The organism is Phaeobacter sp. JH204B, assembly GCF_048055755.1.
Classification (GTDB): Bacteria; Pseudomonadota; Alphaproteobacteria; order Rhodobacterales; family Rhodobacteraceae; genus Phaeobacter; species Phaeobacter bryozoorum.
The window spans coordinates 137,579-159,710 of the sequence record NZ_JAYMXF010000020.1; the positions used below are offsets into that span (position 1 = coordinate 137,579).

Below are 22,132 nucleotides of genomic sequence, written 5' to 3' on the forward strand. Positions count from 1 at the left end.
ACACCGGAATGATTGCATTGGAATAGGTTGAGTGATTGGTTGAGTGGCTGACGGTGATGTAGGGGCTGCGGTCCGCAGACTTGTGCGACAACCGTGGGGCGGGCAACCGGCTGCACGCGCAGAGCAGCGCTGTTGACCGGCGCGCAGGTTGGTTCAGAGTTGACCGGAAGACCACGCAGGCGTTGGGGCTGAGGGTGCAGCGGGCGATCCCGCTCTGCCATGCGGCCAATCTGTATGGTCGCAATCTAGAACGATTGCAGGTTTGAGCACAGGGCCCGACCCGTTTTCCAATCTTACGCGTCTTTCGAATGCGCGCGTTCCAACATGGGATGTGTCGCGCAGATTTGAGCGTCTCTGGATCGGAAAATCTTCCCGATCACCGATGTCGGGCCGCAAGCTGTCGATCCGTGGTCAGAATTCGGACTGGAATGCGCGGCCTCCGAATGGACGGAGCCCGCATCCCGGAGACCATTCAGGTGCATCTGGTCCAGCGACAGCTTGGTATTGCCATATGCCTTGAGGGGCGGGGGCCACCACGGGGGCGTCGGGGCTAGATATCGCCATGAAGAAACAGCGCCGCCGCCAGAGTAGCTACGCCATTAGCGTTCAGTCGCGCCGGGGCATCGGCCATACGAATGCTGCCATCGATGGCGCCGGGAATATCAGTCTTCTCCCGCCGTTGCGTTCATGGACCGCACAGATTGTAAGGGCCCGCCTTTTCGGCAAGCTGGCGCCAACAGCATTGATCCGCTGACCGGCCTCATCTCAGCTTGTTTTCAAGCGACACAATCTCGACATAGGCGCCCAGCATTTCAACGGCCGATTTGACGGCGTCATAGGCGTTTTCTTTCACGATATAGCCTGCGATTTTGTGCTCATAAGCGACCGCGATATCGGAAGGCGCATCGGAGGTTGTCAGAACAAAGATCACGGAATTTGCCAGTTCCTTGTCTTCCCGGACCTCTGCCAGGAATTCCAGACCACCCATGCGCGGCATATTCAGATCAAGCAGGATGATATAGGGGCGCTCCAGCGCGGCAGCGTTCACGCCGCGCAACAGGTCCAGTGCTTCCTGCCCGTCGCCCACGACCTCTACCGGGTTCACGAGACGCAGCTTTTTTAAGGCGCGTTTGATGGCCATGACAGCCACTTCATCGTCATCGACAATCAGGAATGTAACGGATTCTTTATTGGTCATGCGGCCAATCCTTGGATGTCATTCAGCGGTTTCTTTGATTTGGAGTTGAGCGGGATCCGGACCGTGAACACGGTGCCGCGCGCCACCTCCGGATTGGAAACTACAGAAACGCTGCCACCCAGTGATCTGGCAAGTTTTTGCACAAGAGCCAGACCCAGGCCGGACCCTTCGACTTCATCACGGGATTTCAGCGTTTGAAACAGCACGAAAATCTGCTCCTGGTATTGTTTCGGGATGCCCGGACCATCGTCGGCAACGGTTATTTCCACGTAGTTCGGGTAGAGTTCGCTGCTGATGCGGATGGTGCCCGATGATCTGTCGTGATGCTTGCTGGCATTGCTGACAAGATTGATCAGGATGGTTTTCAACGGTGTCAGATATGCACCGAAGGGACCGCAATCCTGCTCGACCTTGATTTCGAATTCCGGGTTGGAATTGAAGTAGAGCCGCAGCTCATCTGCAAAATGCGTCAGGCTGAATGCGCCGTGTTCGCCCTCGATCTGTCCTGCACGTGCATAATCCAGCAGCGCCGACAGATGGCTGGATAGTCTGTCCGTGCGATTGCGGATCAATCCGATATTCTTTTGCGCATCGGCCGGCATCTCATCGGCAAAGTCTTCTTCGGTCCATTCAATCAGATTTGAAATCGCCCGCAATGGCGCACGCAGGTCATGTGCGGCCACATAGGCAAATCTCTCCAGCTCCTCGTTCGAGCGCTTCAGCGCAGCGGCGGTGAGGCGTGATTTCTCGACAGCCTTTGCGATCTCCGAGATTTCGTCCGAGCCGCTGGTGTTGATCGGGTCGTCGAGCTCGCCGCGGGACATGCGCTGGATATGGCGGGTCAGGCGATGGATGCGCGAGATCATGCGAACCTCGATCATGAACCACAAGAGCGCCAGAGAAATCAACAGCATACACATGTTGAAAGCGACATCGACAAAGCGAATGCGTTCCACGATGCGCGTGGTTTCGGCCGCGCTTTGTCGAAACTCCATCGCCGCACGCTGCGTGTTCGACCTGCTCCAGGTGCCGATGCGGTTCAGGAGGCTTCAGCCTCTTTGTAAAGACGATCCTGTTGCGCTTCGCTGATCTGTAACTGCGACAATCCTTCGACGACGCCATCCGGGCCAAGCATTATCTTGCGATAGTCGACCAGCACACCGGCAATCTCGTGACGCGCATCGATGTTTTTGAGCCGGGCAAGGCGGGAGGCAAGAGTATTGATCTGGGCGACGAGGCGCTGACTTTCCGCGCTGTGTTTTTCGCCGGTATCAATGGAGAAATCCTTGGTCAGGATGGCAAGCGATGCAACGCTGCCGGAGATCTCCCCAAGGGTTTTGGCGGTGTCGATTGCCCAGGAATACGACTGGCTCGAACTCCCGGTGTCACGCTGTTGATTGCCGAACTCGATCTGCGCGACAATGATGGATTTCTCCAGGGCCAGGATCTTGGAGGCCGCCTGTGAGATAAGCACCTCCAGCCGGTCATACTGGGCGACGAGGTCTTGCCGACCTTTGACAACCTTTTGGAAGACATCGGCATCTGCAGGGGACGGACCGTTGGTGACTGTATCTGTCTGATCGCTGAAATTGTCGCGAAAAAGCTGTGCAAGCGTGTCGAGCCGCTGTCCGAGCGCCTTTAGCCCATCCGGTTCGTCGACGAGCCGGATCCTCGCCAATGTCACCTCCAGCCCATGTTGCAGGTCGCCAAGATCGGCGATCCTGTCCAGTAGGGGGATGGTGCGGTCCGACAGGTTTTCCGTCTTGCGCTCAATACGGCTAAGGTCGTTCCACTCCGTATACATCGCGACACAGATCGACGCGAGGCAGATGACGACACAGGATCTTAGGCGTGCGGTTAGCGACACTGCGGGTCCCTTTTGCTGTTTGCGAGACTCAACATAAGGTTGAGAGGTTTACCAGCCGTTAACTGGGCGACGATAGGTTTGACGACATATAGCCAACCGCGAGGATCCCCATGTTCACAAGACGCGCCTTTACCACGCATGCGCTGGCGTTGGGGGTGGGCGGTGGCCTGCTGCCTGCAGCCGGACGTGCTGAAACTGATCCCCAGTCTCCCAACCTGTTGCGTATTCTGACCCCTCATGGGGCAGAGGCGAATCTGGCCCCGGTTGCCAAGAGTTTCGAAGCGTTATGTGGCTGCCGGGCGGAATTGGTCGTTGTCGGTGTGGGAGAGATTAATGCGGTGTTGACGCTGGAGGCAATGCTCAATGACGTCGGTGTCGATGTGGCGCTGCCTGCAACGTTTGGAATCCCCGATCTTGTCGAGGCGGAGGCGATCCTGCCCCTGGACGGGCTGGCGCAGCAATATGCGCCGCAGGATCTGACCGACGCGATGATGTATACCAGCGGTGATGTTTTCGATGACCGGCTCTGGGGATATCAAACCGACGGTGACGTGTTCTTAATGTTTTATAACAAAAGGTTTATGGAGAACCCTGAGTTAAGACAGAAATATGCGGATCAGACCGGGACAGACCTGACAACACCGGCGACGTGGGAAGAGCTGGACCGCCAGATGGCGTTCTTTCACGACCCGGATGCGGGACGCTATGGCGGCTGCCTGTTCCGCGCTGCCGACAAGGTGGCCTGGGAATGGTGGGCCCGGTTCCACGCCAAGGGGGCCTGGCCGTTTTCACCGACGATGGAGCCGCAGATTGCCGGTGCCCAGGGCGTCGCCGCATTGGAAGAGATGATCGCCTCGAGCGCCCATCTGGTTGGGGCCGACCTGGGCCTCTTTGCCAATTGGGCACGGTACCGCGAGGGTGACATCTACGCCAATATCGGTTGGGGGGGGACACAGAAAAGCCTCTATGCGCCGGACTCGGCGATGCGCGATAATCTGGTCAACGCCTCGCTGCCCGGTGGGCGCATCAATGGGGCGTTGGTGCCCATGTCGTATTTCAACTGGGGGTGGAGTTACGTCGTCGCCAAAAATTCAAGGCAGCCTGAGCTCGCATACCAGTTTTGCGTGAATGCCGTTTCGCAGAAAGTCGGCGCCGAGGCGATCGCGCAGACGGGTGGTTTTTTTGACCCTTTCCGGACCGATCAATATCAGGATCCCGCAATCGTCGATGCCTATGGCGCACAGTTCCTGAGGGTGCATGAACAGGCAATGCGCTCGTCGATGCCCGATCTCTATCTGGCGCGGCGGGGGGAGTATTTCGACGCCTTGTCCTATTGGCTTCAGCTTGCGCTGGCGGGTGACGCCACGCCGGAGGTCGCGCTCAACAATGTGGCCCAGTCCTGGCGTGCGACAACGGATCGTGCGGGTGCCACGTTGCAGGCGCGCCGCTGGATGGCCCTGCGTGACACCTATCCTGCCGAACTTCGAAAGGCGCTCCGCGATGAAACATGATACACCCGACCAGGCGGCTGGACAGACCACGCGCGATCAGGCGATGATGGAAGTGGTCTACAAAATCGTGCATGATCTGCGGGGGTCGGTGAGGGCGCTTGCCGAACTGCCGAACTGGATTGGGGAGGATCTGGAGGACGCAGGCCTGACCCTGCCGGAAGCCCCGGCGCAATCCCTTGATCTGATGCGGCAGCACGCCGAAAAGCTCAACATGATGCTTGACCAGCTGTCGCGATATTCCAAGACCGGATACCGGGAGACGGAGAACGTGTCGGTTCAAGCTTGCCTTGATCGTGCGATTGCGGCGCTGAATCTGCCAGATGGCCTGCGCGTGCGGGCGCGGTTCGATCCGCCTGAGATTGACATGAACCCCGATGCCCTGATGTCGATGTTCCTGATCCTGCTGGGAAATGCGGCCGGTCATAACCCGGAGCCGGTGCGCATTGCCGTGGTTGGCCGCTGCCACGACGGCATGTGGGAGATGCTGGTGCGAGACGATGGTGTCGGAATTCCAGCAGGCAAGCTGGAACGGATTTTTGATCCGATGAGCAAATTCTCGATCGCCGACACCGGAGGGGCAGGCATGGGGTTGGCGATCCTGCGGCGCCTTGCCGATAGCTATGGCGGTCTTGTAGACGCGTTGCCGCCCCGGACCAATCGGCACGGGGCGACTATTCGGGTGCGTCTGAAGCAACCTCACCGTGGCTGAGCCGCGGTGAGGTGATCCACCTAGTGGCGAACTTCGTTGAAACTATTGCTGTAGTGTTCGATCTCGTCGAAGAACCGCCAGATGTTCAGGCAATGGGTTTCGATCTCATCCAGCGCCTCAGGGGAGGGGGTCAGGCCCTGATTGTGGCAGCCGCGAATAAAGGAGATCTGACGGTACATGCGCCGCAGTTTGGGTTGCAGCTCGCTGATGCAGCCTTCAGCCATGCCACGGATCACATTACGGGTTGCTTCCTGCACCTCGGCTTTCATGGCCGGGTTGGAGAAGGTTTCAGCGATGGAATTGTAGATCACACCATGAAGTTTTTCAGCCGTCAGATTGCCCTTGCCGATGTAGTCGACACAGCCGGCGCGGATCGAACTGACAACCGCTTCTGTATCTTCACGACCGGAAATCATGACCACCGGGACCTCCGCAGTCTCCAGTTGCTGTTTGACCACGGCGACGGCATCCAGCCCCGAGGCGTCGCGCAGCTGATGGTCAATCAGACAGAGGTCGACGATATTCTCGTCCAGTGCTCTTTCAAAGTCCTTGATATCCGAACAGGTGATCACATTCACAGATCTGTCCGCTTGGGCAATCAGCCTTCGCATCCGTGTTCTGTCAAATTCACTGTCATCCAGCACCAGGACACATAGGTTGCCAGAGGGCAGTGTCGCGTGGTTGGTTTGTGTCGTAACCTCAGTACCATTCATGATAACGCCCTTTCCAAAGACTGGCCTGAGACTGTCATTTTGCCGCTAACAAATGATTAATATGCCCGCCTAGTGTCGTTAAGACTTTAACCAGACAGCTATGAGTTGAGCGCGCGCCTGCCCTGAATGCGGCCGATTCATGAGCTGTTAAGGGTGTTTTTGGTGGTTTTCTATGAGGAACAGGCTCAATGCCCACAAGATGTCGGGTAATCAACAGAAGATATTTTATCTATGAAATACTATTGGCCAACTGTTTGACCTCGTCTCAGGTTGGGCCGCCATCTCGCGGCCCATACCGATACTTGCGTGGTTATCGTGCCTGACAGGTGTCAGATCATCAGGCCGACGAGACCGGACAGGGTGACGGGGACAAACAGGAACCCCTGGGGAATATCCTTGTAGCGCTGGCCGTTCAGAACCGGCACGGCCAGCCCCCAGAGGGCATATGAGGCGGCCAGAGCGGTGGCGATGATCGCGGCGACGACTGGCCCGTTCAGCAGCGCAGGCCATAAAAAGAGCGCAGCCACCGCAGCGAGGTTAATGCTCACCAGGTGCCAGCAGTAGTAGTTTACATATCGTACCTCGGCAGACAGCTCGCGCGCGTTTAGCAGGGGGCGTGCAACGCTCTTACCACCGGCGAAGATGTGCAACAGCGTGTTCGCGACCATCAGGCCTCCTGCTGCCAGTAACCACATGTTCATGGGCGTCAATGCTCCTAATTGGGTTTGCATGAATGGATACAGCTATGCACCGGCCCCCATGACTGGCCCATAAGACAGATTGCCATCGCGACAATTCGCGTGGTCCAATCGTTTGCCGCGGCTCACTGCATGATGCGTGTCAGCTCGCTCCATTGCGTGTGGGTTACCGAGTCTTTTCCGGCGATCATCCAATAGGTGGCATGGTGTTTCAGCCGGTTCCGATCAAGGCGAACCAGCCGCCCCTCGGCCAGGGGCACGCGGCACAGAGGAAGCGAACCTAGCAGAACGCCGGCCCCGGCCTGTGACGCGCCAAGTGCCGACAGGAATGTGTCAAAACGCAGATGCGGTACTGGCGTTGTCCCGCCGCCGTGGCGGGCAACCCAATCGGGCCAGCCCGGGCGTGGACCGGAACAGGCAATGCGGGGCCAGTCGGTCCAGTCCTGCGCAGCCTTGATCAGAGCGGGCGCCGCCATCGGCGCGATTTCCTCGGAATAGAGCGGCAGCTTATAGGGGTGGGGCCAGTCCCCGGCGCCGTAGCGAATGCGCAGCACATCATCCTCGGGCGCGTCATGGGCGCCCAGCACCATGGTCTGGATCGCAAGCTGACCACCCGAAATCTCGCTCAGGGCTGCCAGCCTTGGCGTGAGCCACAGATCAATGACCGACTGGCTGGCGGAGATCGTCAGCTGGCGCCGCCCGGTGCCGAACAGCGCCTCTGAGCTGTCGCGCATCGTGTCCAGCGCCGACTGGATATGGGGCAACCAGGCCTCGCCCTCCACAGTCAGGGAAATGGCACGAGGGTGACGGTGGAACAGCGCCACCCCCAGCCGTTTCTCCAGCTGGGCGATGCGCTGCGAGATGGCGGATTGGGTGATCCCAGTTTCGTCTGCGGCTGCGGTAAAGCTGCCGCAGCGCGCCGCCGCTTCAAAGGCGCGGATCCATTCCAGCGGGGGCAGGGTTGAGCGCTGTTTTTGCATTAGCTGACCTTGGCCTAAGTGCAGAAATTCCTAATTTGAGATTATCCAGGACCGGTGGCAACATACAGGCAAAAGTCATCTTCCGCATTGCGGACCCTTTCTTGAGGACATCATGCCGTCAGTTACCGTTGCCCCAGCGGGCGATTATCTCACCCTGTCTCTTGGGACGTCTGAACTGCGGTTCCACGCGATCTGGCTGCGCGACAATGCGGGCGATCCCGAGACCCGTGCGACGGCCAATGGCCAGCGTCTGATCGCCCTGCGCGATATTCCGGCCGACACGGCAATTGCGGAGGCGACGCTTGATGGCGGCCACCTCCGGGTGCGGTTCGTCCCGGAAGAGAAGACCGTGGATTACGATCTGTCCTGGCTTGGGGATCATGCCTATGACCGGGCGCGTCAGGACGCGCGCGGCTGGCTCGCGGAGGGGGTCGAGCCCTGGGACGCGGGGTTGATGGCGGCCGTGCCCACCGGGGATTTTGCCGCGCTGGAAGCCGGTGGTGCGGCGTTGGACGATTGGCTTGGCGCGGTGACACGCTACGGGTTTGGCAAAATCGTCAACGGTCCGGTTGAGGACGGTGCACTGTTCCGGGTTGTGGATCTTTTTGGTCATGTCCGGGAGACCAACTATGGGCGTCACTTTGAGGTCCGTACCGAGGTGAATCCGACCAATCTGGCCTTTACCGGGCTTGGCTTGCAGGCCCATACCGACAACCCCTATCGCGATCCCGTGCCGACGATCCAGGTGCTCTACTGTCTCGAAAGCTCGGCTGCCGGCGGCGAGAACATGGTGGTTGACGGCTTTGCCGCGGCGCTGCGGCTCAAGGCGGAAAACGAAGCCTATTTCAACGTTCTGGCCGAGCATTGCGCGCGCTTTGAATATGCTGGCGAAGCCGCGGTCTGCCTGACCTCGCGCCGTCCGATGATCGAGCTGGCGCCGGATGGCGAGCTGATTGCTGTGCGTTTCAACAATCGCTCCCTTGCGGCGGTTCAGGATGTCCCCTTCGACAAAATGGCGCTCTATTATGCGGCCTATCGCCGGTTCGGCGAGATTATCGACGACACGGCAATGGAGGTGACCTTTCGCCTGAACCCCGGTGAGGCATTTGTGGTCGACAACACCCGTGTCCTTCATGCGCGCAAGGGCTATTCCGGCGAAGGAACGCGGTGGTTACAGGGCTGCTATGCCGACAAGGACGGGCTACGCTCTGCCTATGAGGCCCGGCGGCGTCAGGCCCTGGGGGAGGCGGCGGAATGACCAGCCGCAAACCGCAGCCAGCGCCGCATCGCCCGCCTGAGACACTCGACCGCGACACAATCGTTGCGTTCCTCGGCTCCATCTTCGATCGCCGCGGCGGTGAGGAATATCTGGGCGAGCCGGTGACCATGGGAGAGCATATGCTGCAGGGTGCCACAATCGCCGAAGAGAATGGCCAGCCGGAGGAAATCATCGTCGGCGCCCTCCTGCATGATATCGGTCATTTCACATCGGAGTTTGGCACCTATCACCCCGATGATACCGAAGACCGCCACCATGAGGACGCCGGGGCCGAGGTACTGGAGCGCTTCTTTCCCAGCGTGATCACCGATTGCTGTCGCTACCACGTTGCTGCGAAACGCTATCTCTGTGCGACCAAGCCCGAGTATTTTAAACGCCTTTCGCCTGCCTCGGTCCATACGCTGGAGCTGCAGGGGGGACCGATGACCGCGCAGGAAGCGGTGGAGTTCGAGGCCAATCCGAACCTCAAGGAGATCATCGCGGTGCGCTATCTGGACGAGGCGGGCAAGCGTGAGGGGATGAAGACGCCCGATTTCTGGCACTTCGCCCCGATGGTGCAGCGCATGGTCGATCGACACTGCGGCGCGGCGAAATAGGGACAGACCCGGATCATTGCGAATAAAAATGCGGCCCCTCTCAAGCCAGAGAGGGGCCGCAATCACGACACCTGAGCCAGACGTCAGACAGCTCGGTCCGGGCTCAGTATTCTGTGGCCCTCAACCGGAGATCACATCGCGTCCTTGAATAGCTGCGTAAGATTGGCTTCATCCAGAACGACAGGGTTGCCGCCGCAGGAGGGGTCGATCAGGGCGCCTCGGACCAGCTCGGGGATGGCGTCTTCGGTGACGCCGAGGTCCGCGAGGCCACGTGGGATACCGAGACTGTCGTTCAGCTCCTGCACATAGGCGCAGAAACCGTCAAAGCCGCAGTCGATGCCCAGATAGGCAGCTGCGGTGTTGAACCGCTCGCGGATTTCCGGCGCGTTGAAGGCCAGAACCGCAGGCATGCAGACCGCATTGGTGGTGCCGTGGTGGGTGTTGAACACTGCGCCGATCGGATGGCTCATGGCGTGGATCGCGCCGAGGCCTTTCTGGAAGGCGGTGGCCCCCATGGCCGCAGCCGACATCATCTGCGCGCGCGCCTCGATATCGGTGCCATCGGCATAGGCGCGCGGCAGGAAATCCTTTACCAGGCGCATGCCTTCCAGCGCGATGCCCTGCGACATCGGGTGGTAATGCGGGCTGGAGAACGCCTCGACGCAATGGGCAAAGGCATCCAGCCCGGTGCCTGCGGTGATGAACTTCGGCATGCCCACGGTCAGCTCGGGATCACAGATCACCACGGTCGGCAGCACCTTGGGGTGGAAGATGATCTTTTTCTGATGGGTCACACTGTCGGTGATCACAGATGCGCGGCCGACCTCGGAGCCGGTGCCTGCGGTGGTCGGCACGGCGATGATTGGCGCGATTGCATCGGCATCGGCGCGGGTCCACCAGTCGCCGATGTCTTCAAAATCCCAAACCGGTCGGGTCTGGCCGCACATGAAGGCGACCATCTTGCCCAGATCGAGGCCAGAGCCGCCGCCAAAAGCGATAACCCCGTCATGGCCGCCCGCCTTGTAGGCGGCAACACCGGCTTCGAGGTTCTTCTCGTTCGGGTTTGGGTCAACCTCGCAGAACATCGCCCGGCCAAGGCCCGCGGCCTCCAGGATGTCGAGGGTGGCTTGGGTGACAGGCAGTTCGGCCAGGCCTTTGTCGGTGACCAGCAGAGGTTTCTTCATGCCGACAGCAGCGCAGGCGTCCGCCAGTTCCTTGATCCGGCCTGCGCCGAATTTGATTGCGGTCGGGTAGGACCAGTTTCCAACAAGAGTCATAGGTGGGTTCCTGTGATGAAGCCGGGGAGGGGGCGCTGCCCCCGCTTGCCCTGCGGCAAGCCCCCCGGAGTATTTTTTGGAAAGATGACGGGGCTCAGCCCGTGACTTTTTTCAGGTGATAGGATTTCGGGCGGGTGAGGTTATGGAAGCCGATGATCGACAGACCCCCACCGCGGCCGGTGTTCTTGCAGCCGGTCCAGCACAGGCCCGGATCCAGATAATCGGCGCGGTTCATAAACACGGTGCCGGTTTCGATCTGATCGCCAACACGCGCGGCGCGCTCGACATCACGGGTCCATAGCGACGCGGTGAGGCCAAATTCGCTGTCATTCATCAGCGCAATCGCCTCCTCGTCAGAGGTGACTTTCATGATGCCCACGACAGGGCCAAAACTCTCGTCGCGCATCACCCGCATGTCATGATTCACATCGGTCAGGATCTGCGGTGTGAGATAGGCACCGCCGTCATCCTCGGCGAAGGGCGCGATATGGGCGACAGCACCCGCCGCTACCGCCTCGGCGATCTGGTCGCGCACCTCCTGTGCAAAGCGCACATTGGCCATCGGGCCAATGGTGGTTTCGGCCTCCAGCGGATTGCCCAGCTTGTAGCCTTTCACGATGGCCACTGCCTTCTCGACAAAGGCGTCGTAAAGGCTCTCATGGACATAGATCCGCTCGATGCCGCAGCAGCACTGGCCTGCGTTGAACATGGCGCCGTCAATCAGCGTGTCCACCGCCGCGTCCAGATCGGCGTCTTCCATCACATAGCCCGGATCCTTGCCGCCCAGCTCGGTGCCGACGCCGGTAAAGGTGCCGGCCGCTGCGCGCTCCATCGCCTGGCCGCCACCGACGGAGCCGGTGAAGTTCACGAAGTCAAAGGCCTTTGAGGCAATTAGCGAGGATGTGGTGTCGTGGTCGAGGAATACATTCTGGAACACATCTGACGGAACGCCCGCCGACTGGAAGGCCTGCGCCATGCGCTCGCCCACCAGGAGCGTCTGGGTGGCGTGTTTCAGAACCACCGTATTGCCCGCAATCAGCGCTGGCGCCACGGTGTTGATTGCGGTCATATAGGGGTAGTTCCAGGGCGCGACCACCAACACAACCCCATGGGGCACGCGCTTGATGTAGCGTTTGAAGGTGGCGTCCTCTCCAACCTCGATATCCGCAAGCGACTCTGCCGCAATCGCGGCCATGTGGCTGGCACGTTCGTTGAAGCCGCCAAACTCGCCGCCATAACGCACCGGGCGCCCCATCATGTGGGCCAGCTCCGGCACGATCTCGTCATTCATGGCCCCCACGGCGGCGACGCCGGCCATCACCAGGTCAATCCGCTCCTGCAGGGGGCGGGCGGCCCAGGCCGCCTGGGCCACACGTGCTGCCTTGGCACGCTCTGCTGCGGCCTCCGGTGACAGCGTCTCGCGCTCGGCATAGACCGATCCGTCGATCGGTGAGATACATTTCAGGGTCTGGCCCATGGTCTTCCTCATGTGGTTTGACGGGGGCCACGCCCCCATCGTCATCTTTCCAAAAATACTCTCGCCGAAGGCTGCGCGTCTCAGACGCGCTCAAACCCGCGGGCAATCTCGTAGTCGGTCACGATCCGCTCGAAATCCTCGATCTCAACTTCCGCCGCACGGACATAGTGGTCAACCACCGCATCGCCCATGGTGGCCCGCAACATGGCCGAGCTTTTGAGTGCCGCCGCCGCCTCACGCAGCGTGCCGGGGATCATGCCGGTGTCGCCCTGATAGACATCGCCCTTGGTGGGGGCCTGCAGCTCAAGCCCTTCCTCGATGCCTGCAATACCCGCCGCCAGCATGCCGGCAATCGCGAGATAGGGGTTCATGTCCGAGCCGGGTATCCGGCATTCCACGCGGATTGCCTTGCTGCCGACACCGCAGAGGCGATAGCCTGCGGTGCGGTTGTCCACCGACCAGATGATACGGGTCGGGGCAAAGGTGCCCTTCATGAAGCGTTTGTAGCTGTTGATATAGGGCGCCATGAAGGCGGTGTAATCCGGCGCGTATTTCAGCAGACCCGCCATGTAGGCCTTCATCAGCGATGACATGCCCAGCGCGTCGCTCTCGTCATAGAAGGCAGGTTTGCCGTCCTGCCACAGCGACTGGTGGACATGGGAGGAGGAGCCGACCTTCTCGTGATGCCATTTCGGCAGGAAGGTGACGGCATGGCCCTGCTGCTGGGCGATCTCTTTTACCGCATGTTTGGCAATGGTGTGATATTCCGCCGTATCCATCGCGGCGGCATATTTGATGTTCAGCTCTTCCTGACCGGTCTCGGCCTCGCCCTTGGAATTCTCGATCGGCAGCCCTGCATCCCACAGATGGTTGCGGATCGGGCGCAGGATATGTTCCTCACGCGAGGTCTGCAGAATGCTGTAGTCCTCATTGTAGCCCGAGATCGGCTGCAAATCGCGGAAACCGGATTTGCGGATTTCGTCAAAGCTCTTCTCGAACAGGAAGAATTCCAGCTCGGTGGCGCACATCGCGTCAAAACCCATCTCTTTGAGACGGTTCACCTGACGTTTCAGGATGGCGCGGGGAGAATGGGGGACTTCCTCATGGCTGTGGTGATCCAGCACATCACAGAGCACCATCACCGTGCCAGCCAGCCAGGGCACCGGGCGCAGCGTGGCCAGATCCGGCTTCATGACATAATCGCCATAGCCGTTTTCCCAGCTGGTCGAGGCATAGCCTTCCGGCGTCGCCATCGCCAGATCGGTGGCGAGGAGATAGTTGCAGCAATGGGTCTCTTCCCAGGCGCCGTTCACAAAATGCTTGGCGTGAAAGCGTTTGCCCATCAGCCGACCCTGCATGTCCACAAGGCACACAAGAACTGTATCAACGGTGCCGTCGGCAACCTGGTCTTTGAGCGTATCGAAGGAGAGCATGAGCAGCCCTTTGTGTTCTGAGGCCACAACTTTCTGACTAAAAAAGTTGAGCAAATTCCTTGGGAAGGAATTTGGCCCACCGCACGCGGGCCAAATTCGGTTTTCTGTGGCAGCCTTAGCCGTAGCGATAGGGGCGGCCAGCCTTCTGCATGTCGGCGTTGTACTTCTTGATGATCTCGACAACGCGCGCTTTGGTCGGGCTTTCGGCGGCGATCTCGTCCCAGAATTTGACGGCGGCGTCTTCGACCTGCTGCCATTCATTGTCCGGAATCGTAGTCAGTTTCATCTTGTCGCCGTTCACGCGCAAGGAGGCTTCGCCACCCCAGTACCACCACTGGCGATAATAATGCGACTGATCACAGCAGACACGGAACAGGGTCTGCAGGTCCTCGGGCAGCTCGTTCCAGCGGCCCTGGTTGGCAAAGAAGGAGCCAGCCCAGGCGCCGGAGATGTTGTTGGTCAGGAAGTAGTTGGTCACATCCGCCCAGCCGACGGTGTAATCCTCGGTGATGCCGGACCAGGCGATGCCGTCCAGCTCGCCAGTCTGCATGGCAACTTCGATGTCTTCCCACGGCAGGGTGACCGGCACCACGCCGAACTGGCTCAGGAAACGGCCGGCGGTCGGGAAGGTGAAGACGCGTTTCCCATTGAGGTCGGCCAGCGAGTTGATCGGATCCTTGGTGGCGAAATGGCAGGGGTCCCAGGCGCCTGCCGAGATATGCTTGACGCCGACCTTGGAGTATTCCTCGTCCCAGATCTCGTTCAGACCATATTGGTTGAACAGCACAGGCACATCGAGCGAGTAGCGCGAGGCGAAGGGGAAATAGCCGCCAAAGACAGTGACTTCGGTGGGCGAGGCCATCGAGTCGTCATCCGACTGCACCGCGTCGATCGTGCCGCGCTGCATGGCGCGGAACAGCTCGCCGGTGGGGACCAGCTGGTCGGCATAGTAGAGCTCGATCTGCATGCGGTCGCCTGCGATCTTGTTGAACATGTCGATGGCGGGTTTCACCACATGCTCGGCCAGTGCCGCACCGGCATAGGTCTGCATACGCCAGGTGATTTTCGACTGAGCCAGCGCAGGTGTGGCCAGCGGTGCGGCCAGGGCGCCGACACCGGCGGTCTGTATAAACTTACGTCTTGTCGTCATGTCTCTTCTCCATGTTGAATGTCCGGCCCCCTTGCGGAGCTCTTCTGAGGGTTATTTTCCGTAAACATAGTCCGGCAGCCACAGGGCAATCTGCGGGAACATCATGACCAGGGCGAGTGCGACCACCATGACAGCGGCAAAGGGGATGATTGAGACGTAGATGTCTTTCAGCCCGATTTCCGGTGGCGCCATCGCCCGCATCAGGAACAGGTTGTAGCCAAAGGGCGGCGTCATATAGGCGATCTGGGTGGTGATGGTATAAAGCACACCGTACCAGATCAGATCGAACCCCAGCGCCCCCACAAGCGGCACATAAAGCGGCGCCACGATCACCAGCATCGCGGTGTCATCAAGGAACGTGCCCATCACGATAAAGCTCAGCTGCATCAGGATCAGGATCATCCAGGGGCTGAGACCCAGCTGCGTGGTGAACAGATCCTCGATCGCCTTCACCGCGCCCAGACCATCAAAAATTGCGCCAAAGCCAAGCGCGGCGAGGATGATCCACATGAACATGCAGGAAATCCCCAGGGTGGAGCGCACCGAAGTTTCAAACACCTCCTTGTTCATCCGACCTTTGAGAATGGCCGCGACAAAGGCGGTCATCGCACCAATGGCGGAGCTTTCCACCAGCGAGGTCCAGCCATTCACAAAGGGCACCATCATCGCGGCAAAGATCGCCAAGGGCAGCACGCCGGAGAACAGCAGGCGATATTTTTCCTTCATGAAGACATCATGATAGAAGATCGGAACGCCTCTGGTGACAAATGCCAGAACAGCACCGGCAAGAGCCACGCCCATTGCGGGTTTTGCCTCGATGATGCCCATCTTGACCACCAGCGGCACCAGCACCAGAAGGGCCAGAACAATGTAGTTCAGGCGCAGCGGATGATCGCTGATGCGCTCATATTCGGCGAGATCCTCGGGGCTCATGGCGGGGCCGAGTTCGGGCTGCATCCGGGCGCGCAGATAGATGTAGATGATGAACATGGCCGCCATCAGCAGACCCGGAACAACACCGGCGAGCCAGAGCTGACCAACCGGCTGGCGCGCGATCATCGCATAGAGCACCAGCACGACGGAGGGCGGCACCAGAATGCCGAGGGAGGATCCGGCCTGAATGGTGCCGGTGACCAGCGTCTTGTCATAGCCACGGCGCAAAAGCTCGGGCAGGGCGATGGTGGCGCCGATGGCCATACCAGCCACCGACAGACCGTTCATCGCCGAGATCAGGACCATCAGACCAATGGTACCAATCGCCAGTCCGCCTTTGACCGGTCCCATCCACACGTGAAACATCCGGTAGAGATCATCTGCGATCTTCGATTCCGACAGCACGTACCCCATGAAGATGAACATTGGCAGCGTGAGCAGAGGATACCATTTCATCAGCTTCATGGCCGCGGAGAAGGGGATTTCACTGCCGCCAGTGCCCCAGAGCAGCAGACCGGCCACAGCGCCGACGAAACCGATTGCGCCAAACACACGCTGACCGGTCATCAGCATCAGCATCATGCCGGCAAACATCATAATGGCGATGAGTTCATAGGACATTAGAAGTCGTCTCCGCGAAGGCGTCCGAGATCACGGAACAATTCAGCAAGGCATTGCAGCAGCATCAGAAAGACGCCGAAACAGAGGATGGTTTTGATCGGCCACATGAAGGGGCGCCACGCGGTGGAACTGCGTTCCAGATAGCCGAGTTTGGCGCTGGCGGCATCGACGCCTTCTCTCACAAGGATTGTCAGCAGCTCTCCGAAGAACTGAAACGGCTCAAGCCCGAAATACCCCAGCGAATAGGCGGTGGAGCTGACGGCGCCATAAAACAGGATCCCCAGGTAGAACATCAGGAACAGCACGGTGACAGCATCGACCATGGCCTTGGTCTTGAGCGACCATGCGCCATAGAACAGATCCATCCGTACATTGCTGCCCATCTGGATCGAGTAGGGACCGCCCAGAATATAGTAGGCGACCATGACAAACTGCGCGGTCTCCAGCGTCCAGAGTGACGGGTTGAAAAAGGTCTTTGACACCGAGGACCACAGAAGCACCCCAACCAGCACAAAGATCAGATACATGGCGAAACGGCCAATCACGCGGTTCATCGCGTCAATGGCGCGTACATAGCTCTTGATGGCACTAGGCATTGGCTGCCTCCTTACTGGTCAGCGCGCTCAGGGCCGGGCGCAGCAGACACAGCAATTCGTCTGTCATGGCGGCTTCCTGTTCCGGGGTCTGCAACAGATCGTTACGCACTTCGATCATCACATTGGCCAAACCATTGTTCTGACCATGCAGCACCAGCGAATGTGTGACACCGTCCTGCGGGCCATAAGGCGCGTTGCGCTCGATCTGGCGGTCGGGCAGGGCCGGGGCGGCCTCCAGCATCGCATCGGCCAAGCGGCTGTCCGCATCGTGCAGGATGCCGATTTCGACGCTGCGCGGGGTGCCGTAAAAGATCGGGGTAAAGCTATGGACCGTCACCAGCATCGTCTCGCGGCCTGCGGCCCTGCGATCAGCGATCACCTGCGCCACGGCCGCGCAGAAAGGGGTGTAGACGCTGTCGACCCGTTCGGCCCGCGCCGCCGCATCCAGATCACGGTTGCCGGGGACTTCGATCAGTTCCGATTTCGCGGGCATGGCACTGGCAGCTTCGGGCGGGCGGTTGCAGTCATAGACCAGCCGCGACACCCTGCTTGCGACCAGCGGCGCGTCCAGAGCCACCGATAGACCCTTGGCCACCGCCAATGCGCCGGGATCCCAGGCGGCATGGCTGGCGCGGTCATCCTCCGACAGGCCAAGCCCCTCATACCGCGCCGGAATGTGGTTGCTGGCATGTTCGCACAGCACCAGCACATCGCCGGTGCCCGCTGCATTCCAGATCTCTACTGCCTCGTTGGGCAGTTCCGGTGCGGCGGCAGATGGAGCGTTGGAATCGCTCAGTGACATTGGGCACTCCCTGATTTTGGAAAAATGTTTTCACGTACAACTTTTTGTGTCAATATATTTTCAGCATCAGTTTGATCCCCTCGTGTCGGGGGTGGCCCTGTCTTTGGGGCGCTGCATAAATTGTAGGCAAACCAGAGGGATAGCCGGACAGTGACAAAACCGCCCGCCACCGTGCGCGAACTCATCCGGGAGCAATATGCAACCCTGACCCAGGCAGAGCGCAAATTCGCAAATGCCCTGCTGGCCAATTATCCGGCGGCTGGTCTGGCCTCTATCACCATTGTTGCCGCCAATGCCGATGTGTCGACACCCACCGTGGCGCGCATGGTGCAGAAGCTTGGTTTCAAAGGATATCCGCAGTTCCATCAGGCCCTGCTGAAAGAGCTGGAGGCAAAGGGATCCGGCCCGACCCAGCGCCGGGCCAACTGGGCGTCGGAGGCGCCGGAGGGGCATCTTCTGAACAGATTTGCACAGGCGGTGACCGACAACCTCAGCCAGACCTTTTCCAACGTCGATTCAGAGCAGTTCGATGCGGCGGTCCGGCAGCTGGCCGATACTGAGGGTCGGCTCTATGTGGTTGGCGGGCGCATCACCCGTGCGCTTGCGGATTATGCCTTCACGCATTTTCAGGCCATTCGCCAGCGGGTCACACATATGACCTCCTCCTCGGCGACCTGGCCGCATTACGTGCTGGATATGGTGGAAGGCGACACGCTGCTGATGTTCGACGTCCGCCGCTATGAGACCAACCTGCAACGGCTGGCCGAACTGGCCTCGGAACGGGGGGTGCGGGTGATCTTGATCACCGACCAATGGTCCAGCCCTATCGGATCTGTGGCGGCGCATACCTTCAATTGCTGGGTGGAAATCCCCTCGGCCTGGGACTCAAACATCTCAACCATGATGCTGCTGGAGGCGATGATCTCGGCCGCACAGGAGGAGCGCTGGGACGAGACGCGCGCGCGCTACGAGAAACTCGATACAATCTTCGACACCACGCGGCTGTTTCGCAAATTCACCTGAATCCCCTCGCAGCCGTGGTTGTTCATAGTCAGAGAAACGTGTCCAACAGATACAAAAAAGGGAGGCCGCTGGCCTCCCTTTTTTGTATCTCGGAATTTAAGTGTTTCAGTAGCGGTTGCGGACCGCAAGGCCGATCAGCACGCCCAGCCCCAGTGCGCCAGCTACGGCAAGCGCCGGATTCTTCTTCACGAATTCCTCACTCTGGGAGGCAAGCTCATTAACGGTCTGGGACGCGGTTTTTGCACCCTCAGTCGCCATCTCACGGACCGCCTGAGCATTGCGTACCGCCATATCCTCCAGCTGTTCGCCGACTTCTTTGGCTTTTGCCGCAATCGGCTGGGACGCCTCTGTCAGGGTGTCCTGCTTGCGTCGCGCAGCGGTCGATTTCTTCGGTTCAGTCTGTGTCTGAGTTGCAGCCATGATGAAGTCTCCTTTCCACCACTCAACGTGCGCCGAGCCGCGAAAGTTCCATGGAACCATCGCCGCGCGGTCTGAGTTGGGACGGTATCACAGCACGACATGATATGAAGGAGAGGACCATGCTCTACTGGGCTTTGCTATTCTTTGTTGTCGCAGTCATCGCTGGCCTCTTCGGCTTTGGCGGTGTGGCGTCTGCCTCTGCCGGGATCGCGCAGATTTTGTTCTTCGTGTTCCTTGTACTCTTTGCCATCGCCATGGTGGTTCGGGTGGTAAAGGGCAGATAGCGTGGAGACGACAATGCGAAAGCGATAAGGGGCGGATGCTGTGGCGTCCGCCCATTTTCGTTGCCCATCTGTCCCCGGCGCCTGCGCGCCCGACATCCGTGAGAAGGTCTGACACCGGCGAGAAATATGGGAACCTCTGTCAGGAGCACACGTTGGGGTGGCGAGACCGACATAGACAAAGGAGATGATGAGATGAGCGAAGCGCTTTCAGTTGTGCCCAGCCGTGATGACGTTAGCACCGGTGTCCGTGACACCTCGGTGATCGCCAGCGGGCTGGCCGATGTGCTGGCCGATACCTATCGCCTCGTGTTCAAGACCCATGCCTATCACTGGAACGTCGAAGGGCCGGCCTTCTACTCGGTCCATAAGCTGACCGAAGAGCAATATGAGAATATGTTTGCAGCGACCGACGAGCTGGCGGAACGGATCCGCGCGCTGGGGCATCTGGCGCCGTCGAGCCTTGCCGATATCGTCAGCCGTTCAAAGCTTGAAGACAAAACCGGCTCGCTGACGGCTGCGGATATGGTTGAGGATCTCGCTCATTGCCATGAACGCGTCGCGCACCGCCTTCATGCGCTGGCCGAGTTGGCGGGCGATCGCAAGGATATCGTTACCGAGGATCTGGCGACGGCGCGCTCCGCCTTTCACGAGCAGGCCGCCTGGATGCTGCGCGCCATCGCCAAGGGCTGAGGCCTGACGAAAGCTTGGGCGCCGCCTGACAGGGTGATCCGGCACGAGAGACGCGCGCGGCGGTGATCCCGGCGCGGCGGCGATCTCAAGCGAAAGAGTGGAAAACATCCGCAACTGCCGTCCAGACACAAAAATAGCCGCCTGATCACAGGCGGCTATTTGATCAAAACAGGTTTGCGCCTGGTTTAGGCCTTCAACGTCTCGGTCGAGGAGAAGAACATCGCCTGGCTGACCGCCGAGCGAACCTGATCCTCGGTATAGGGCTTCGAAATCAGGAAGGCAGGTTCCGGCCCTTCGCCGGTCAGCAGCCTTTCGGGGAAGGCAGTGATAAAGATCACGGGGCAGTCAAAATGATTTTCAAGGATCTTGTTCACCGCATCAATGCCGCTGGAGTTATCCGCAAGCTGGATATCCGACAGGATCAGATCCGGTGTCTCTTCCCTCGCGAGTTTCAGCGCGGCATCTTCAGTCCGGGCAATGCCGGTCACCCGATGTCCCATTTCGCTGACGATCCCTTCAAGATCCATCGAAATGATCGCCTCATCCTCGATGATCATGATGCGACCCGATGTGGATTTCGACATCTCCTGATAGGCGATCTTCACCAGCTCACTTGCTTCATCGGCGCCGATTTCCATGATCTGCGCCACCTCTGCGGTGCTGAAATCCTCAATCGTGTGAAGCAGAAGCGCCTCGCGGGTATTCGGGGTAAGCGCACGCAGATGCTTCTGCGCCTGGGTCTCCAGCCCGCTGTCGGGCATATCCAGCTCAACCGGGGCACCGCTGGAACTCCAGATAACATGGAAAGCGCGGAACAAAGCCACCTTTGCTTTCAGCTCAGCCTCATAGCGGTCCGGCTCGGCCAGGATCGCCTCCAGAGTTGCAAGGGCATAGGTGTCACCGCTGGTCTGGCTACCTGTCAGCGCCCGCGCATAACGGCGCAGGAACGGCAGGTTAGACCCGATCTGATTAGCAAGAATTTCTCCTGTCGGGGCGGTCATTTGATATGTCCCTTTTTTTCTGAATACATATGGAACCATACGTCTGGTCACTGCGTTTGGTTCCAGAGTGTGCGTAAAAAAATATAGTTGGATCGTATGGAAAAGCACAAGGCAACAGAAAAACGCGGCGACGCGATCGAGCGAGAGATCGACAGCAACCTGAAAAAGGCGTTTGATACGCTTGCGTCGGAGCCTATCCCCGACCGGTTCGCAAATCTTCTCGACCAGTTGAAAGCCAAGGGCGCAGCGCCGATCGAAAGCGCCAATCGTGATGAGGATGACTCCTGATGGGCGATCCCAGAGACGAGCTGGTGGACCACCTTGGTGCCATGCGTGCGTTTGCCATCAGTCTGACCCGGAATACGGCCATGGCCGATGATCTGGTGCAGGATACCTTGGTGAAAGCCTGGACCAATATCGACAAATTCGAGGAAGGCTCCAATATGCGGGCCTGGCTCTTTACGATCCTGCGCAACACGTATTACTCTCTACGCCGTAAACGCCGCCGCGAGGTGGAGGACGGCGATGGCGTCCTGTCCGAGCAGCTTTCGCAGAAACCTGATCATGACGGGCGCCTGAACATGCGCGATTTCAACAAAGCTTTCGAACAGCTGAACGATGAACAGCGCGAGGCGCTGATCCTGGTTGGCGCCGGCGGGTTCTCTTATGAGGAGGCCGCAGAAACCTGCGGCGTCAAGGTCGGCACGATCAAGAGCCGGGTGAACAGAGGCCGGGCGCGGTTGGCCGAGCTGATGAATCTGAGCGAAAACGAGCCGCTGGAGCTGACTGACACCGTAACTGCAGGCATCGTGTCGCAGCAAAGCGTGGCCTGATATGAAACTGGGGCGGGCACTGGCTGGCGGGCTGTTTTTTC

General features: G+C 59.5%; 24 protein-coding genes. 9 read left to right on the forward strand and 15 right to left on the reverse strand.

Translation table 11 applies throughout. The features are described 5' to 3' along the window. Window positions 1-760: 760 nt before the first annotated feature. From VXL81_RS12305 to VXL81_RS12315, 3 genes are read right to left on the reverse strand one after another with little or no spacing between them, the layout of a single operon-like run. Window positions 761-1,198 (reverse strand): response regulator, encoded by a 438-nt coding sequence (locus tag VXL81_RS12305; RefSeq protein WP_340547396.1) that lies wholly within the window; start codon window positions 1,196-1,198, stop codon window positions 761-763. After that, on the reverse strand, window positions 1,195-2,193 hold the full coding sequence (locus VXL81_RS12310; RefSeq protein ID WP_416554487.1) for an ATP-binding protein: 999 nt from the start codon (window positions 2,191-2,193) through the stop codon (window positions 1,195-1,197). The genes VXL81_RS12305 and VXL81_RS12310 overlap by 4 nt, the downstream gene beginning before the upstream one ends. Window positions 2,194-2,237: 44 nt before the next feature. Beyond that, a complete protein-coding gene (locus VXL81_RS12315; protein ID WP_416554489.1) occupies window positions 2,238-3,065 on the reverse strand; it encodes a hypothetical protein in 828 nt (275 codons plus the stop codon). A 110-nt stretch (window positions 3,066-3,175) separates the two neighbouring features. Between VXL81_RS12315 and VXL81_RS12320 the strand changes: the two genes are divergently transcribed. Together VXL81_RS12320 and VXL81_RS12325 are read left to right on the forward strand one after the other, a co-directional pair. Beyond that, a complete protein-coding gene (locus VXL81_RS12320) occupies window positions 3,176-4,576 on the forward strand; it encodes a sugar ABC transporter substrate-binding protein (protein ID WP_416554491.1) in 1,401 nt (466 codons plus the stop codon). Further along, on the forward strand, window positions 4,566-5,285 hold the full coding sequence (locus tag VXL81_RS12325) for a sensor histidine kinase (protein WP_416536633.1): 720 nt from the start codon (window positions 4,566-4,568) through the stop codon (window positions 5,283-5,285). The genes VXL81_RS12320 and VXL81_RS12325 overlap by 11 nt, the downstream gene beginning before the upstream one ends. Before the next feature lie 20 nt (window positions 5,286-5,305). Here VXL81_RS12325 and VXL81_RS12330 read toward each other — a convergent pair whose 3' ends face one another. The 3 genes from VXL81_RS12330 to VXL81_RS12340 form a co-directional block, all read right to left on the reverse strand. Then, entirely contained in the window at window positions 5,306-5,998 is a 693-nt protein-coding gene (locus VXL81_RS12330) for a response regulator (RefSeq protein ID WP_416536634.1), read from the reverse strand. 329 nt (window positions 5,999-6,327) lie between these two features. Then, entirely contained in the window at window positions 6,328-6,699 is a 372-nt protein-coding gene (locus tag VXL81_RS12335) for a hypothetical protein (protein ID WP_416554493.1), read from the reverse strand. Window positions 6,700-6,821: 122 nt separating this feature from the next. Next, complete coding sequence (locus VXL81_RS12340) at window positions 6,822-7,676, reverse strand: LysR family transcriptional regulator (protein WP_416554495.1); 855 nt, start codon at window positions 7,674-7,676, stop codon at window positions 6,822-6,824. Between the two features lie 112 nt (window positions 7,677-7,788). On the opposite strand from VXL81_RS12340, the gene VXL81_RS12345 reads away from it, so the two are divergent. Both VXL81_RS12345 and VXL81_RS12350 read left to right on the forward strand, forming a co-directional pair. Continuing rightward, window positions 7,789-8,934 (forward strand): TauD/TfdA family dioxygenase, encoded by a 1,146-nt coding sequence (locus tag VXL81_RS12345; RefSeq protein WP_416554497.1) that lies wholly within the window; start codon window positions 7,789-7,791, stop codon window positions 8,932-8,934. Further along, window positions 8,931-9,551 carry an HD domain-containing protein gene (locus tag VXL81_RS12350; protein WP_416554498.1) on the forward strand — a complete coding sequence of 207 codons (621 nt, stop codon included), beginning with the start codon at window positions 8,931-8,933 and terminating at the stop codon, window positions 9,549-9,551. Before VXL81_RS12345 ends, VXL81_RS12350 begins: the two co-directional genes overlap by 4 nt. A 131-nt stretch (window positions 9,552-9,682) precedes the next feature. Here the strand turns inward: VXL81_RS12350 and VXL81_RS12355 are convergent, their stop codons facing one another. From VXL81_RS12355 to VXL81_RS12385, 7 genes are all read right to left on the reverse strand, one after another. After that, window positions 9,683-10,828: an iron-containing alcohol dehydrogenase gene (locus VXL81_RS12355; protein WP_416554500.1), complete on the reverse strand. Its 1,146-nt coding sequence runs from the start codon at window positions 10,826-10,828 to the stop codon at window positions 9,683-9,685. Between the two features lie 94 nt (window positions 10,829-10,922). After that, on the reverse strand, window positions 10,923-12,305 hold the full coding sequence (locus tag VXL81_RS12360) for an aldehyde dehydrogenase family protein (protein WP_416554502.1): 1,383 nt from the start codon (window positions 12,303-12,305) through the stop codon (window positions 10,923-10,925). Between the two features lie 80 nt (window positions 12,306-12,385). After that, the gene (locus VXL81_RS12365) at window positions 12,386-13,738 is read right to left on the reverse strand and encodes a glutamine synthetase family protein (protein WP_340547385.1); all 1,353 of its coding nucleotides are present in this window, start codon (window positions 13,736-13,738) and stop codon (window positions 12,386-12,388) included. Between the two features lie 115 nt (window positions 13,739-13,853). Then, on the reverse strand, window positions 13,854-14,888 hold the full coding sequence (locus VXL81_RS12370; RefSeq protein WP_340547384.1) for a TRAP transporter substrate-binding protein: 1,035 nt from the start codon (window positions 14,886-14,888) through the stop codon (window positions 13,854-13,856). Window positions 14,889-14,939: 51 nt separating this feature from the next. Beyond that, entirely contained in the window at window positions 14,940-16,442 is a 1,503-nt protein-coding gene (locus tag VXL81_RS12375; RefSeq protein ID WP_340547383.1) for a TRAP transporter large permease, read from the reverse strand. Beyond that, window positions 16,442-17,038: a TRAP transporter small permease subunit gene (locus VXL81_RS12380; RefSeq protein ID WP_416554504.1), complete on the reverse strand. Its 597-nt coding sequence runs from the start codon at window positions 17,036-17,038 to the stop codon at window positions 16,442-16,444. Before VXL81_RS12380 ends, VXL81_RS12375 begins: the two co-directional genes overlap by 1 nt. Then, complete coding sequence (locus tag VXL81_RS12385) at window positions 17,031-17,840, reverse strand: N-formylglutamate amidohydrolase (protein ID WP_340547381.1); 810 nt, start codon at window positions 17,838-17,840, stop codon at window positions 17,031-17,033. The genes VXL81_RS12380 and VXL81_RS12385 overlap by 8 nt, the downstream gene beginning before the upstream one ends. A gap of 150 nt (window positions 17,841-17,990) precedes the next feature. Between VXL81_RS12385 and VXL81_RS12390 the strand changes: the two genes are divergently transcribed. Beyond that, complete coding sequence (locus VXL81_RS12390) at window positions 17,991-18,863, forward strand: MurR/RpiR family transcriptional regulator (protein WP_340547380.1); 873 nt, start codon at window positions 17,991-17,993, stop codon at window positions 18,861-18,863. Window positions 18,864-18,968: 105 nt separating this feature from the next. Here the strand turns inward: VXL81_RS12390 and VXL81_RS12395 are convergent, their stop codons facing one another. Beyond that, the gene (locus VXL81_RS12395) at window positions 18,969-19,283 is read right to left on the reverse strand and encodes a hypothetical protein (protein WP_340547379.1); all 315 of its coding nucleotides are present in this window, start codon (window positions 19,281-19,283) and stop codon (window positions 18,969-18,971) included. Between the two features lie 119 nt (window positions 19,284-19,402). Between VXL81_RS12395 and VXL81_RS12400 the strand changes: the two genes are divergently transcribed. Both VXL81_RS12400 and VXL81_RS12405 read left to right on the forward strand, forming a co-directional pair. Beyond that, on the forward strand, window positions 19,403-19,567 hold the full coding sequence (locus tag VXL81_RS12400) for a DUF1328 domain-containing protein (protein WP_340547378.1): 165 nt from the start codon (window positions 19,403-19,405) through the stop codon (window positions 19,565-19,567). Window positions 19,568-19,759: 192 nt separating this feature from the next. Continuing rightward, on the forward strand, window positions 19,760-20,257 hold the full coding sequence (locus VXL81_RS12405; RefSeq protein WP_340547377.1) for a Dps family protein: 498 nt from the start codon (window positions 19,760-19,762) through the stop codon (window positions 20,255-20,257). Between the two features lie 185 nt (window positions 20,258-20,442). Here the strand turns inward: VXL81_RS12405 and VXL81_RS12410 are convergent, their stop codons facing one another. After that, window positions 20,443-21,258, reverse strand: coding sequence for a response regulator (locus VXL81_RS12410; RefSeq protein ID WP_340547376.1), 816 nt, complete (start codon window positions 21,256-21,258; stop codon window positions 20,443-20,445). A gap of 96 nt (window positions 21,259-21,354) precedes the next feature. On the opposite strand from VXL81_RS12410, the gene VXL81_RS12415 reads away from it, so the two are divergent. Both VXL81_RS12415 and VXL81_RS12420 read left to right on the forward strand, forming a co-directional pair. Next, complete coding sequence (locus tag VXL81_RS12415) at window positions 21,355-21,546, forward strand: NepR family anti-sigma factor (RefSeq protein ID WP_340547375.1); 192 nt, start codon at window positions 21,355-21,357, stop codon at window positions 21,544-21,546. Next, complete coding sequence (locus tag VXL81_RS12420) at window positions 21,546-22,091, forward strand: RNA polymerase sigma factor (RefSeq protein WP_340547374.1); 546 nt, start codon at window positions 21,546-21,548, stop codon at window positions 22,089-22,091. The genes VXL81_RS12415 and VXL81_RS12420 overlap by 1 nt, the downstream gene beginning before the upstream one ends. Window positions 22,092-22,132 lie beyond the last annotated feature (41 nt).